The following is a 13317-nucleotide window of genomic DNA, read 5'->3' as shown; positions in this document are numbered from 1 at the left end:
ACCTGTCTGATCCGTTTTGGATGGAAGTCGATTTATGATACCACTCTCAGATCTCGGAAAACGACTATGCATTTTAGGACCATCGAACAGCGGTAAATCGACGCTGGCCACTGCCATTGGCCGGAAGTGTAGTTTCGACGTCATTCATCTTGACCAACTTCACCATCTGCCGAATACAGATTGGCAGGTGCGGCCAGCAAACGAATTTATCGCCTTACACAAAGTAGCCATTGCTCGTGATCATTGGGTTATGGATGGTAACTACTCCAGTTGCCTGGACCAACGTTTGGAACGCGCCACCGGGCTGATTCTACTGGATGTTTCTACGGCAACGAGTTTATGGCGGTATTTTTGTCGAACCCTCTTTGAACCCGGTAGACATGGGGGGCTGGAAGGAAAACGAGATAGCCTTAAGTGGGCCATGATTCATCACATTATGGCGAGGACGCCAGGAAATAGAATCCGCTGTGAGCGAATGTTTTGTGAACTCGATCTGCCTAAAATTCGCTTGTCGTCCGTGCGCGAAATTAACCGATGCTATAAACGCTGGGGGCTGCAATTACACGGGGAGTAATTTCTTTATAGGCGCTACAGCCGGCATTGCCGAACACGAAATGAATTCATTCAGGCAAACAGATTGACAAAAAAAGGTCGCCCTCGATTAAGAAAGGCGACCTGCGGTGTGGATAGAACAAAAAGTATATACGATAAGTAGAGTAATTTAGATTGCTTTTAAGCGGCCGGTTGCACGGGATACGTTTTCGGTTGCCCTAAATTAAAGGCACTATCTTTGTTGGATAAACTTCTCCTTCGCTGCTGTTGTCATGGATACAAAGCCTCCTTTTTACCAACGCCCGATCGTGTTGGCTGTTGTTACGGCCATACTGGTTGTTGGCGCTTTTGCGCTGGCAAAATTCCATATTATTTCTTTCGTTGCGCAGGGAGTAATAACGGCAGTCGCCGTTGGTATTCAGGTCGCTCTTTACCGACAGAAAAAAGAATAATGATCAGTAACTTTTTCGAAGTCAGCTAATTGAGCAATTTATGTAACTATTCGTGTTACTTTAGGGCGATACAGGCGTCTTAATTATAGCTTTCATCAGCTGACTTAACCCATTAATGACCCAGGCCCGGCTACGTACACCGTAGGCCGGGCCTTTTTGCGCCTTGTTGCTTTTTGCGTTGGCTCGTAGCTTATCCCAACAAATTCTCGATTCCTCTATAAAGCCTGAGCGCGTCGAGAACATGAATGCGCTGTCGTGTAGCAATCCAGAGTACGGTGTCGACAACAACGTAGGCATCGTCGTCCTGACGAACCAATTCCCATACGGCATAAGCCTCCGTGTAGTCATGACCAGTTTCGCTGGCTATGTTGGCAAGAAGGCCGATATTAACCCTCAGTGAATTCATGGTATGGCCTGAGAAGCCGACAGCCTGCCGGGATAAAGCACTCGTTTCATCCAGTGAATGGTAGAGAAATAAAACGCTAACAGCCGAAAGTTAATGAATAGTTACAACATTACATGCCCACTAAGTAACTTGTAATAGCATATATCATATCTTTTAGTTATTGGCAATCCGCAAGACGGTATACAACTAGTTTAGTAAATGAGGCTTGAGAAGGGGAGCCGAGGGGGGCTGCTGCTATGACTCTTTAGAGAAGCGAACAATAGGGATTGTTTTGGGTATCGGGGTAAACAATAAATGCCTATTTTTACCCGTATGTCCACTTCGTCTTTCCGATATCAGCTGCCAAAAAAAGCCATTAAAACGGATTGCCCTGATTGTGGCCCTAAACATCGCAGGACGCTGAGCCGCTACGTAGACACGCTGACCAACGAGCCGCTCCCCGAGCAGTATGGACGTTGTGACCGGGAAAGCAACTGTGGCTATCACCTCAATCCCTATAAAAAAGGGGCATCGGGATTGTCGTACCATGACGAGGTAAAAGCTCGCACCAACCCAGGTCCAATTCCCCGGAGCTGGTTTACAGTAGCAACAAAACAGAAATACGGAGGGGCCTCAAAGCAGGAGATCATGACGAGCCTGATGCAGCAGGAAGGGGCCACACTCGAACAGGCTGAACGCGTCGTTACGTTTCTGTTCAACAATCCTGTTAATCAGTTAACTAAAGCTGCTGACGTTTCCAGAAAGGCGGTTGTTGCCATCCCCGATGAAGTCTTGGCGCAATCGCTCGGGCATTACGACCGCAATCAGTTTGCCTGGTTACTGCGTCGTCATTTTGGCGACACGATTGCTGATGATCTGCTGAAACGGTTCAACATAGGTACGTCAGGTCGCTGGCCCGGTGCGTGCGTATTCTGGTACATTGATGAGCAACAACGCATTCGGGGAGGGCAGATTAAATTGTTCGATGAGACATTTCATACCGTTACCTACGTGGTGAAGGATGGTGAAAAAAGAAGCCGGACAACCTGGGTACATTCATCGTATGCCCAGCGCTGCAACGAGCAAAAGATGCCTTACCCTGCCTGGCTGATTGCTTACCTGGATGAACGCAACGATGTACAAAAGTCACCTTGTTTATTCGGATTGCCCCAATTGGTAACAGCCCCGGCCGATAAGCCGGTTGCTATTGTTGAAGCACCTAAAACGGCGGTAGTTGCCACACCTTACTTTCCGGGGTTCGTCTGGTTGGCCGTAGGTGCCCTGTCCTACCTGAACGCGGAACGGCTGGCGCCCGTACGCGATCGGAAAATAGAGTTATTTCCCGACCTCTCGAAAGATGGAAGCGCGTTTGACCGCTGGAACCGCGTTGCGGGTGATCTGCTGGCCCAGGGGTTTACCATAACCGTGTCGACTTACCTGGAAGACAACGCAACCGAGCCCGAACGAGCAGCCGGCGCTGACTTGGCCGACTTTCTGCTTGAACAATGGAACCAGTACCCGATGACCTGGGGAGCATGATACATCCTGCCGGGTTCGAAACCTTCCGTGTCTTGATAAACAGCGTTGGTGAACTGATTCGTCGTAAGGGCTGTGTTGGAATAAGAATGAGTAAACCAAATTTTTCAGGAGTCTATGAGAGGTAGTAAGCTGGATTTGTATCTAAGCAAGGGGTATTTCAGAATGCAACAGGAAGTTTTTACCTGCTATGCCGTGCTCTTTGAAGACACTGTCTGTCCGGTACACTGGTTGCGAATTGTTCTGGCGGATGTGAAACTTGGCAGTGCACAACTAAGGCTATTCAGAATCAACGAACACTTTTCAGTAACGGTGAAGCCACTCGTTATAACCGGCGAGATTGAAACCCTCTATGCCACCTATAAAGGAGGTATAAATTTTGATGCGCCCGACACGGTCGAATCCTGCTTACTGGGTGGAGCCAATGACAACGTGTTTGACACCTATGCCGTAGAAATCCGTGATGGATCAACTCTGATTGCGGTTGGTATTTTCGACAACGGGGAGCAAAGCATTGCGGGTATTATGAATTTTTACCACCCGGCTTACCGAAAGCACAGCCTGGGGAAATACCTGATGTTACTGAAAATCGATCACGCGCAACGTCATCAGAAGACCTATTACTATCCGGGTTATCTGGCCAGTAAGTACACAAAATTCAACTACAAATTATTCGCCTGCGAGGCCGCCACGGAAGTGTTCGACGCTTACCGGGATCAGTGGTATCCCTTCGCCTGGGAAATAGTCAACGTGCTGGCTGCGGAAATTTTGCGTGATGAATAGGGAGAAACAGACTTGATGAAAAAACAAAAACGTCCAGATTTTACTAATCTGGACGTTTTTTTGGGTGACCATGGGGAGATTCGAACTCCCAAGCCTTGCAGCACCACCCCCTCAAGATGGCGTGTCTACCAATTTCACCACATGGCCTTTTTTGATCTGGGTGCAAATGTAGCAATCCTGTTAAAGGATGCAAAATACAATCTGAAAACTTTTGCTTTTTTCGAAAAGGATGACCCTAAAACGGGCAAAAATTCGTACTTTTATTTCTCTAAATCACGTTTAAAAGTCCAAGTAGTATGGCACTGGAATTAGTCGGAAAACTCATAAAAGTTCTGCCCGAAGTATCGGGACAGAGTCAGAAAGGCCCCTGGAGCAAGCAGGAATTCGTCCTTGAAACACTCGATGCATCCTATCCCAAAAAAGTATGCCTGACCGCCTGGGGCGATAAAGTAGCGGATCTGAAACAGTTTGCGACGGGCGATACTCTTAAAGCGACGTTCAGTGCGGAGTCTCGGGAATACAACGATCGCTGGTATACGGAGCTGCGGGCTTTCCGCATCGAAATTGCCGAAGGAGAAGGGAGTTCAGCGCCAGCCCCCCGGTCGGCACCGGCATCACCGCAGCAGGCACGTCCGGCTCAGCAGAATCAGCCAGCCGCGATGTCGTTTAATTCGGCGTTCGAAGAAGAAAGCAACGATCTGCCATTCTGATAGGGTTAACATAAAAAAAGCCGCTGAAAGCGGCTTTTTTTTCGTGATTCGGCTGGGATTCGAACCCAGGACCCATACATTAAAAGTGTATTGCTCTACCAGCTGAGCTACCAAATCGGGGTAAACAATTTCCCTAGTACTGGGTCGTTGTTCTTTATTGTGGTGCAAAATTATGGCCTTATTTCATTCATTCCAAGCCATTCCTCTTAAAATAAGTCTATTTTTTTGTTTTTTATCAGGACTCGCTGACGCACAGATAGTTTCATCAGACTCCCTCCGGCGGGCTGATTCGCTCTTTTCGGCTGGTGACCAGGTCAACGCAGCCCGAATTTACGAAATGGCCCTCGCCGAAGGGCATACGGCCACGGATCCGATGCTGTTGAAACTGGCCAGCGCCTATGAACGACAAAACGATGTACCCCGGCTTCTCTACTACCTGGACGTTTATTTCGAACGACACCCCGACGATGTTGTCCTGCGCCGGATGAATGACATTGCCAGGGCGAATAACCTGAGCGGTTACGAAACGGACGACCTGAATTACTTCTACCTTTTTTACCGGAAATATGGCCTGTACGTGCTGCTATTCCTGTTGATCCCGGCGGGCTATGTCTTCACGGTACTACTGCTCAAAACGCTCAGGAAGCAACCCATCCTGACCCGGCAAAAGTGGGTCGTCTTTATCTACCTGTTCATGCTGCTCATCTTTACGAACCTGCCAGAAGGGGTACAGTCGGGTATTATCAGTCATGATCGGGTCCTGCTTCGAACCGACCCCTCGGCAGCGGCTCCCGTTGTCGAAGTGATTGGCCGGGGAAATAAGGTCAGTATTTTGGGTACTAAAGATATTTACCTGCGTGTTCTCTGGCGTAATAATCTCTACTTCATCCGGCGAGACAACGTCTGGATTATTTAAAAAAAGAGCGAAAGGGTGAAAGAGCGCAAGAGTGACTAGACTAGTCACTCTTGCGCTCTTTCACCCTTTCGCTCTTTATACTGGCTACCGCATAATGGTTACAGTTCCTTTGAAAGTTCGTTTCGACGTTGTGAGTAAATAATAATATGTGCCGGAAGGGGCATCGGTGCCGTACCAGCGAAACTTCGGGTCCGCCGACTTGAAGACAGTTTGCCCCCAACGGTTCGCTACGTCAATCGTTTTAAACTGCTCATCGCAGGTGTTCTCTGGTAAGTTGCTAACGGCAAAATAGTCATTGATGCCGTCGCCATTGGGCGTAAATACGTTGGGGATTTTGATGTCGGCATTAAACGACGGGTTTTTAACGGTGAACGTAACTGTGGTAACGGCCAGGTGATTCGGCTGGCAGGAACGGTCATCGACCATAAAATCAACGACGAAGGTAGCTTCGGCTTTTCCCGCCATCAACGCACAGGTGGGTTTCCAGGAAAAGGGCGATTGAAGGGTTGGTAAACCAGCTTTGTCGGTGAAGGCCATACCGGCTGTTTTTACATCAAATCCTCGCCCAACGGCGGTTAATCGGAGTGTGTCGCGGTCCGGGTCATTGCCCAGCACATCGAACGTTGTACGGCCTGCGGAGTCACTGGGGCTAACGACCAGCTCAACGGTTTGCTGAGACAGCGTCGTTCGAACACTCGGCGGTTGACTGGGTAAGCCAACCGCGGCCAGATTCACCGTTACCGTATCGCGGAGGTTGCGATTGCAGCGGGTGTCGGTCACGATGAAATCCACCAGATAGGCTGCCTGGGTTGCCTGGGTACAAGTGGGGTTCCAGACGAACGGCTGCGAAACCTTACCGACCCCCGATGCCGACCCAAAACGCATTCCCGCCTGCGCCAGCGTAAAGCCGCGACCAACGGCCTGAATAGTAACGTTATCATTGTCAATATCAGTACCAAAGGCATTGAAGGTCAGCGAAGTGCCGACACTGACGCTGGCTTTGTTATTCAATAGATCGGTACCCGCCAGTGGTTTATTGTTGGCGGAAGGAATGATGTTCAGGCGAACGCTCAGGGTATCGCTTAAGCCCTGTGGACACCCGTCGTCGGTGGCACGAAGCAGCAGCGTAACCGGCGTACCGTTACCGCCAACGCATCGACCAAAGCAAAATTTTACCTGTAATGTATCGTGGTTGGTTCGCGTAACCAGTTCGCCGGGGGCAAGGGTCAGGCCGGGCAGTGAGCCGCTCATATTTGTCACGGTAACACGCTGGCTCGGATCAATATCCGTTACAAACAGCGTCAGGCAATTGGTGTCTTTTTCCGCAATGGTCAACACCGTTCCGGGTTTATAAAAGGCCTTCTGACCGTCGGGACGGAAAAGAAGTTTGGGTGAATTGTTTTTCGGGCAATCGAGTACCAGCACCTGGTAGTCGCGCCGGACGCGTCCGATGGCTTTCCCCGCCCGGTATTCAACGACTTCAACGGAGAAAACAAACAGACCAGCCTGATTCGGTGTCACGCTGAGTAAGCCCGATTTGGCATTGACGCTTAGAGGGGCTGTTCCGGGAATTTCATTGGTGACCGAAATGCCATTGCTCCAGCGAACGGTTGGGTAAGGTCCGGGTGTAAAATAAGGATTGGCCAATGTAGAGCCCGCGCCAGGGTTGGGAATGTCTCTGGAGCTAAAGCCGTTATAGGGCGTTACCAGAGAATAGGCCAAACTGTCGTTGTCGGCGTCTTTGGCGCTGAAATCGAGGGTAAAGGGTTGCCCGATACAGGCATAGTCACCTTTAGGGATCGTAAAGGTGGGGGAGGAGTTGACAACACGGGTCTGGCCCGCCGTGATGGCCGGAAACTCCAGGTAAAAGGTTGACCCGGCCCCGCCCGGATTCTCAATGTTGGTAATGGTCGCATTGCGGCAGCACCGTTCCCAGGTCATGTAGTAACCACCAGCGTCGTTGAAGACGTTCGGATCGAGCGTAAGATCCAAACTATGCCGAATCAGCCGGGTACTCAATAAACTGGCATTCGTACAGGCGGGTCTGGTATAGGCGACAAACTCACTACTAATCCGGTTAAGCGCCACATAGCCAATCAACTGATTGGTGCGTTTGGCAAATACCCCCACGGAGACGAGTCCATCATCGGCCCCAGGATTGCCATTTACATTATCAAAATACAGATTGAGAATAATGCGGTGGGTGTATGCGCTCTGTGTGCCAAGATAGCGAAGTTCGAGTTCGCCACCCACAATGTGCGTTGCCCGGGCCAACTGGCTCGTAACCAACAGGGAACAGGTTAATAGAAGCGATACTAAAAAAGAACGGTACAGTTTCGGCATACGCAGAAATGGAAAAGATAGAGTTCGTCCGAAAACGACTGCTTAAATTAGCATCTTTTTAGGACTTATGCGTAGGAAGATTCATAAAACACCCGAACGGTTGGCTGGCGTTCGAATAGATACGGTAGCGGCCGAAGGGAAGTGCATCGTGCGTACCGACGAAGGCGTCATTTTCGTTGAAAATCCAACCGGTGGGCCTGGTGTTGCGCCCGGCGACGTGGTCGATCTTCGTATAACCGGTTCCAAAAAACAATACCGGGAAGCGGTTGCCGAGCGCATACACGAATGGTCGTCGTTGAGGGCAGAACCCTTTTGTGAGCATTTTGGCACCTGTGGCGGTTGTAAATGGCAGCATATTCAATACCCTGAACAACTGAACTTTAAGCACCAGCAGGTGGTCGATCACCTGACGCGTATTGGCAAAATAGCCCTGCCTGCTATTCTGCCCATTATGGCCGCCCATCCCACCCGGTACTACCGGAACAAGCTTGAATTTACATGCGCCGAAGGCCGTTGGCTGACCTCGACCGAAGTACGAACCGATGAGCCGATCGACCAGCGAGCGGTTGGTTTCCACGTGCCCGGCCGGTTCGACAAAGTTCTGCCGATTCATCACTGCTACCTCCAGCCAGACCCGTCCAACGCGATCCGGCTGGCTGTGGCCGATTACGTGTACCAGCAGGGAATGACGCTGTATAATTTGAAATGGCATACCGGTTATCTGCGAACGCTCATTATCCGTACTGCCGACACTACGCAGCAGGTTATGGTAACGTTGCAGGTGGCTCAGGACAACCCCGAACTGCTCAACGGGTTAATGAATCATCTGCTGGTATTGTTTCCGCAGATCACCTCCCTGAACTACATCCTGAATACGAAGAAAAACGACAGTTATCAGGACCAGGAAGTTATCAACTGGGCCGGAAAATCGTACATCGAAGAGCAGATGGATGATGGCACTGACCGGCCGCTGACCTTCCGGGTTGGGCCGAAGTCGTTTTACCAGACCAACGCGCAGCAAGCGCATAATCTGTACAAAGTTGCCCGCGAATTTGCCGGTCTGACGGGGCAGGAACGGGTCTATGATCTGTACACCGGTACAGGCACCATTGCCTTATTCGTGGCCCGACTGGCAAAGCATGTGGTTGGTGTCGAGTACGTTGAAGCGTCGGTGGCCGATGCCCGCGTTAATGCCGAGGTTAACGGGATAACCAACACAACCTTTGTGGCGGGGGATATGAAAGACATTCTGACAGATGACTTTTTTGCCCAGCATGGCCGCCCTGATGTCGTGATTACCGATCCACCCCGGGCGGGTATGGATGAAGCGGTAACGCGGCAACTGCTAAAGGCAGCTCCTGAGCGAATCGTGTATGTTAGTTGTAACACGGCTACGCAGGCCCGCGATTTGGGTATTCTGGACGAAGGGTATACGGTAACGGGCGTTCAGCCGGTTGACATGTTCCCGCACACCCACCACGTCGAGAATGTAGTGGTTTTGACAAGACGCTAAGCCAATCAATCCATGGCTGCACGTAACGACCTCCGGCGAAGCTGATTCATGTAAGCTTCGCCGGAGGTCGTTCTATTTGGTAGCCGCCGATGAGGGGTGGCTCTTCTGCCATGTCGACACGTAATCCATGGCTTCGTTAAAGGTTGTCACCCAGTAAGTCTGCTGGTGGCTGGCCAGAAATTCGGCGAGTTTTCTATGTTCCGCAGCCGATACCGCAATCCATTGACTACCAACGCCATGAAATAAATAAACGCCCAGACCACCCTGTTGAGCGGCTTTTTCGGCGTAGGCAATTAAATCGGTAGCAGTATGCTCTGGTTGCACCGCCAGCGAAGGTACCTGCAGGAGGTCGAGAGTCTGAAAATTGGTAACGATGGCACGGTCATCTCCAACCATACGACCATAGCTGACCAGCCCGGATCGACGCAGGGTGTCTAGGTACGAAAGGCCCCCGGCTGTTGTGTCGCCACAAGGAAACGCAAATGTGCGCCTGGTCTTTTTGCCATCCAGCAGATACAGCTGGGTATTCATGGATTGAACTTCCTTCAGAATTCGGTCGAACGTGTAATTGTCCAATGCCCACGCCGGTTTCCAGCCTTTTGCCGCCAGACAGGGGTGAAACAGCGTGTGGTTTGCCAGTTCATGACCTTGTTTGGCGGCTTGTCGCCATTGGTCGCCAGCGTTGTTGTCGGCTACCGAGTTGAGAAAAAAGGTGCCCTTCAGCCGGAGGGAATTCAGGACGGGAATGGCCTGTTCGAGTTGGCTGCTCATGCCATCGTCATAGGTCAGGCAAATCGCGGCTTTGGCTCCGTTGGGCCATCTAACAGGCTGTGCCCAGCTTTGAACGGAGATGAAAAACAGACCCATGAAAAGGGCGGGGGCGTAGCGTGCGAAACAGGTCATGGCTTTAGGCTGGTAAGGGCTTGGTTTACGTAAGCAACTGCGGGTCTGATTTTACCATGCTAAATGCAATAGATAGGTCAAAATTCCAGATACGGAGCCAGCTTCTCAAGCGTTTTCGCATCCAGAACGCGAATGGGTTTCAGCGATTCGAGCGACGTATAGGCCCCATGTTGTTCGCGATAGGTCACGATGATCTGTGCCTGCCGGCGCGATAAAAAAGGATGCCGATCCAGTTCATCGGCCGAAGCGGTATTCACGGAAATCTTGCGTATTGCTGAGCGAATCCTGCCAAACGTCTGCAACTCGGTCAGCGCCAGTGAGTCGAGACCATAGATTTCGCGGAACTGGTCAGTGGAGATGAAGCCGCCGAGTGCATCCCGAAACTTAACGATACGACCGGCCAGCGTAGCGCCAATCCCCTTCAGCGCAATCAACTGAGCCGTGTCGGCAGTATTGATATCGAAAGGCTGAATAGCGGGTTTGGCCGGTCTGTCAGAGTAGGCCGGGCGGTTGCTGGTTTCGTAAGTCCGCTTGGCAAATGATTGAGTCGCGTCATATCGGTCGTTTTTGACTGGAGCTGACCGGGGCGCTTCCGCCAGAGTAATGTAAGGTTCGAGCTGATCGTACAGGTCGGGCGGGAAATCATAAATTTTGAGCAGATCCTCTTTCCGGCGAAACTGACCTCCTTTGCTGCGGTATTTGTCAATGCGTTCGGCCATCCAGCGCGGTACACCCAATTGCTGCCAACCCGTTACACTGATCGTATTCGGGTCGAAATTGACAAGTTTGGGTTCGCTAAATCGTTCGGCCGTCGTTTTCTCGCGCTCCCGCCGATCGCCAAATCTTGGTTGGTTAGCTTCTTCCATTTGCATCAGCGCCACCAGGCTATCCAGTTTACGCTGGTCAGCCACCGAGGTGTCAACAGGGGTACTGTTGCTAAAAAAACGATAGACAAACGGAATAAGCAGGCAGAGCACGGTCAGAAAAAGCAGGACGACAAATCCTCTTGTTTCCTTGTGAGAATAGCCAAAGTAATCGCGAATAAGGGTATGAAGGCGGCTGAACATGCCCCTTAGACGGCGGGGGTGAGCAAACGTAACGTCCGGGGTCGATGTTTTGCCAGACTACCACGGCTGAATCCTGCTGAGAAACGGAGAGTACGTCAGACTCAGTTGGTTAGAGAGTCTGATGGTTAATCCATTGGTTCGCTAACAATGAAAAAATTGTTGATTTATGAAAACTAGGCAATGTGTGTTTTTCGTATATGGTAACATTAAATAACCAGTTATTATGAAAAATAAAATATACATCATCGGTATACTGTCATTAGTCTTCTTGTCGAATCAGACAGGGTATGCTCAACAGACAGATCAGGTTTCGGCTACAGCGCCGGATCTTACTACTAAAAACACGTCTGCGTCCGTTGCAGACCCGGCAATCACTAATAGGAAAGCGACTACACCCCCGACTGCACCAGCAAGGGTAGGTAAGCGAAAGGAACTGGCTTTCCTGGTTGGGGCGGGGGGAGCGGCCACGTACACCTACGGAGGTATCTGGCTGCAAAAGACAGCGCCCGTCCTGTTCATTGAGCCCCAGTATAGCCTGTCATCCCATCTAAATGTGGGGCTACGTCTGGAAGGGGCTCTGCCATCTACGTACCGAGCCACTTACAAGACAGTTGAGCCCAGGTACAACCTGGTTAAAGCATCGACCATGTATTCGGTTGCCCTTATGCTCGACTATACCCTCGCGCCCAGCACGGCAACCTATGTGCCTTTTGTGGGGGTAGGCATCGGTAACTACTTCCGGGGAAAAGGTGAACTGATTTCTGACCCTATACCTCAGACGGTGGATTTGGGGGTATCGTCGGGGGTGATTCTCCGGGCCGGGGTTAGCTCAAAGTATCTCATGATCAGCGCCGAAATAAATATGCTGAACGAAAATCAGAGCAATGGCGACCATGTGACCTGGTGGGGACGGAGTGGCGAATTCAGAGGGCGTAGCTACGTCAGTCTCAAGGCGAGCCTTCCCCTGGTGCTGATATTACCGTAATCATGAAGGGGAGGGCTGTCTTTCCCTACATGATCATACATGCTTCACGCGGCCAATCGCGTTAAAACGTTTACCCAACTGTTGCCCCAGGGTCTGGCTGAGTCGCTTCTCAACCAGCGCATGGATGAGGTACGCGCCAAAAAGCATGAACCCGATAAGGAGAACGAGTAGGAGGTATCTATTAAGGGAGCCGCCCAGTCGATAAAGCAGAATAAAGCCGATATTGTGATGAAGCAGATACAAGGGGTACGTCAGGGCACCGGCCGTTGCTAGCCAGGTATAGGAAGCAAGGGTGAGCCGACCCCGGGCAATAAGCCAAAAAACAACGTAAAAGGAAAGCAATAGAGCCAGGCCCACCAGTGGAGAAAAGTCCTGCCTGAAATGCTGGCTGTATTCCCCGCTTTCGTAGATGATCGAACGGGCAGCGAGTAAAAAAGAAATCCCTAATAAGGTATAAAGCTTCCAAGGAGTCGTGTACTGAGTATGCAGTAAATAAAAGAGCATACCGGCCATAAAAAATGGACTGTACTTTGGGAAAAGTAAAACGATCAAATGACTCGTCGACGCAGGCCCGATGACTACGGTGATGGCCAGCCAACCGACAAGCGTGGGCATGAGGTAATCAAAAAGTTTATAGAAAATAAGCAGCGAAATCAGAAAGTAAAAACTGAGCTCGACTCCCAACGTCCAGTATACGCCATCTACATTGGCTGCGCCGACAAAGCTCTGGAGCATGGTTAAATTAACGACGTACCTTGGTATAGAAACATTATAATAGTAAGACCAGTCGGCCGAGTTTTTTGCTGGTGCAAAAAACCACACAATCAGAAATGTCAGCGTACAAGCAACCCAGTAAGCCGGATACAGGCGGGTGATTCTTGATACAAAAAATTGCCGGAGACTCTTTTTGTACGCTGACATCAGAATGACATATCCGCTGATCATAAAAAATAAATTCACGCCCAGATAGCCATACTTACAGACGGATTCGAGGGCGGGATAGGCAACCGGGCTGAGGTTATCGGCATAGTAACCGCGAAACGTGTAGTGGTAAAGTACGACCGAAAAGGCGGCTACAAAACGCAGTAAATCAATCGTATACACCCGGAGAGGACGTTTGGGGAGAGTTGACTCCATCAGGCAGAGCAGAATAGGGTGAATAAGCGGATAGC

At 50.5% G+C, this 13317-nt stretch carries 13 protein-coding genes and 2 tRNA genes; 8 read left to right on the top strand and 7 right to left on the bottom strand.

From position 1 onward, the window contains the following. Window positions 1-34 precede the first annotated feature (34 nt). Together ACYU87_RS02410 and ACYU87_RS02405 are read left to right on the top strand one after the other, a co-directional pair. The gene (locus ACYU87_RS02410; RefSeq protein WP_461132425.1) at window positions 35-574 is read left to right on the top strand and encodes a P-loop NTPase family protein; all 540 of its coding nucleotides are present in this window, start codon (window positions 35-37) and stop codon (window positions 572-574) included. A 250-nt stretch (window positions 575-824) separates the two neighbouring features. Continuing rightward, a complete protein-coding gene (locus ACYU87_RS02405; protein ID WP_461132424.1) occupies window positions 825-1004 on the top strand; it encodes a hypothetical protein in 180 nt (59 codons plus the stop codon). A gap of 190 nt (window positions 1005-1194) precedes the next feature. Here the strand turns inward: ACYU87_RS02405 and ACYU87_RS02400 are convergent, their stop codons facing one another. Beyond that, window positions 1195-1410, bottom strand: a complete 216-nt coding sequence (locus ACYU87_RS02400) for a hypothetical protein (protein WP_461132423.1) — start codon at window positions 1408-1410, stop codon at window positions 1195-1197. A gap of 312 nt (window positions 1411-1722) precedes the next feature. Here ACYU87_RS02400 and ACYU87_RS02395 point away from each other — a divergent pair, with 312 nt between their 5' ends. Together ACYU87_RS02395 and ACYU87_RS02390 are read left to right on the top strand one after the other, a co-directional pair. Then, window positions 1723-2928 carry a DUF6371 domain-containing protein gene (locus ACYU87_RS02395; protein WP_461132422.1) on the top strand — a complete coding sequence of 402 codons (1206 nt, stop codon included), beginning with the start codon at window positions 1723-1725 and terminating at the stop codon, window positions 2926-2928. 114 nt (window positions 2929-3042) lie between these two features. After that, window positions 3043-3708, top strand: coding sequence for an arginine-tRNA-protein transferase (locus ACYU87_RS02390; protein ID WP_461132421.1), 666 nt, complete (start codon window positions 3043-3045; stop codon window positions 3706-3708). 65 nt (window positions 3709-3773) lie between these two features. Here ACYU87_RS02390 and ACYU87_RS02385 read toward each other — a convergent pair. Further along, a tRNA-Leu gene (locus tag ACYU87_RS02385) sits at window positions 3774-3855 on the bottom strand. A gap of 149 nt (window positions 3856-4004) precedes the next feature. On the opposite strand from ACYU87_RS02385, the gene ACYU87_RS02380 reads away from it, so the two are divergent. Continuing rightward, complete coding sequence (locus ACYU87_RS02380) at window positions 4005-4418, top strand: DUF3127 domain-containing protein (RefSeq protein WP_461132420.1); 414 nt, start codon at window positions 4005-4007, stop codon at window positions 4416-4418. Between the two features lie 44 nt (window positions 4419-4462). Here ACYU87_RS02380 and ACYU87_RS02375 read toward each other — a convergent pair. Next, window positions 4463-4535, bottom strand: a tRNA-Lys gene (locus tag ACYU87_RS02375). 55 nt (window positions 4536-4590) lie between these two features. Here ACYU87_RS02375 and ACYU87_RS02370 point away from each other — a divergent pair. Then, a complete protein-coding gene (locus ACYU87_RS02370; RefSeq protein WP_461132419.1) occupies window positions 4591-5334 on the top strand; it encodes a hypothetical protein in 744 nt (247 codons plus the stop codon). Window positions 5335-5418: 84 nt separating this feature from the next. Here the strand turns inward: ACYU87_RS02370 and ACYU87_RS02365 are convergent, their stop codons facing one another. After that, a complete protein-coding gene (locus ACYU87_RS02365) occupies window positions 5419-7677 on the bottom strand; it encodes a gliding motility-associated C-terminal domain-containing protein (protein ID WP_461132418.1) in 2259 nt (752 codons plus the stop codon). Window positions 7678-7744: 67 nt separating this feature from the next. Here ACYU87_RS02365 and rlmD point away from each other — a divergent pair, with 67 nt between their 5' ends. Continuing rightward, window positions 7745-9190: a 23S rRNA (uracil(1939)-C(5))-methyltransferase RlmD gene (rlmD, locus tag ACYU87_RS02360; RefSeq protein ID WP_461132417.1), complete on the top strand. Its 1446-nt coding sequence runs from the start codon at window positions 7745-7747 to the stop codon at window positions 9188-9190. 72 nt (window positions 9191-9262) lie between these two features. Here the strand turns inward: rlmD and ACYU87_RS02355 are convergent, their stop codons facing one another. Further along, entirely contained in the window at window positions 9263-10093 is an 831-nt protein-coding gene (locus ACYU87_RS02355; RefSeq protein WP_461132416.1) for a polysaccharide deacetylase family protein, read from the bottom strand. Window positions 10094-10170: 77 nt separating this feature from the next. After that, entirely contained in the window at window positions 10171-11160 is a 990-nt protein-coding gene (locus ACYU87_RS02350) for a helix-hairpin-helix domain-containing protein (RefSeq protein WP_461132415.1), read from the bottom strand. 223 nt (window positions 11161-11383) lie between these two features. Between ACYU87_RS02350 and ACYU87_RS02345 the strand changes: the two genes are divergently transcribed. Then, window positions 11384-12145 (top strand): hypothetical protein, encoded by a 762-nt coding sequence (locus ACYU87_RS02345; protein WP_461132414.1) that lies wholly within the window; start codon window positions 11384-11386, stop codon window positions 12143-12145. A 33-nt stretch (window positions 12146-12178) separates the two neighbouring features. Here ACYU87_RS02345 and ACYU87_RS02340 read toward each other — a convergent pair whose 3' ends face one another. Continuing rightward, complete coding sequence (locus ACYU87_RS02340; RefSeq protein ID WP_461132413.1) at window positions 12179-13282, bottom strand: acyltransferase family protein; 1104 nt, start codon at window positions 13280-13282, stop codon at window positions 12179-12181. Window positions 13283-13317 lie beyond the last annotated feature (35 nt).

Source organism: Spirosoma lituiforme (genome assembly GCF_054776635.1).
The sequence above is the reverse complement of the archived record's forward strand: the minus strand, read 5'-3'. Positions and strand labels throughout refer to the sequence as shown.

Coding starts and splice junctions, on each gene's coding strand:
- ACYU87_RS02410 (WP_461132425.1), top strand. CDS start 35: ATGATACCACTCTCAGATCTCGGAAAACGACTATGCATTTTAGGACCA.
- ACYU87_RS02370 (WP_461132419.1), top strand. CDS start 4,591: ATGGCCTTATTTCATTCATTCCAAGCCATTCCTCTTAAAATAAGTCTA.
- ACYU87_RS02380 (WP_461132420.1), top strand. CDS start 4,005: ATGGCACTGGAATTAGTCGGAAAACTCATAAAAGTTCTGCCCGAAGTA.
- ACYU87_RS02400 (WP_461132423.1), bottom strand. CDS start 1,410: ATGAATTCACTGAGGGTTAATATCGGCCTTCTTGCCAACATAGCCAGC.
- ACYU87_RS02355 (WP_461132416.1), bottom strand. CDS start 10,093: ATGACCTGTTTCGCACGCTACGCCCCCGCCCTTTTCATGGGTCTGTTT.
- ACYU87_RS02345 (WP_461132414.1), top strand. CDS start 11,384: ATGAAAAATAAAATATACATCATCGGTATACTGTCATTAGTCTTCTTG.
- ACYU87_RS02395 (WP_461132422.1), top strand. CDS start 1,723: ATGTCCACTTCGTCTTTCCGATATCAGCTGCCAAAAAAAGCCATTAAA.
- ACYU87_RS02405 (WP_461132424.1), top strand. CDS start 825: ATGGATACAAAGCCTCCTTTTTACCAACGCCCGATCGTGTTGGCTGTT.
- ACYU87_RS02350 (WP_461132415.1), bottom strand. CDS start 11,160: ATGTTCAGCCGCCTTCATACCCTTATTCGCGATTACTTTGGCTATTCT.
- ACYU87_RS02390 (WP_461132421.1), top strand. CDS start 3,043: ATGAGAGGTAGTAAGCTGGATTTGTATCTAAGCAAGGGGTATTTCAGA.
- rlmD (WP_461132417.1), top strand. CDS start 7,745: ATGCGTAGGAAGATTCATAAAACACCCGAACGGTTGGCTGGCGTTCGA.
- ACYU87_RS02340 (WP_461132413.1), bottom strand. CDS start 13,282: ATGGAGTCAACTCTCCCCAAACGTCCTCTCCGGGTGTATACGATTGAT.
- ACYU87_RS02365 (WP_461132418.1), bottom strand. CDS start 7,677: ATGCCGAAACTGTACCGTTCTTTTTTAGTATCGCTTCTATTAACCTGT.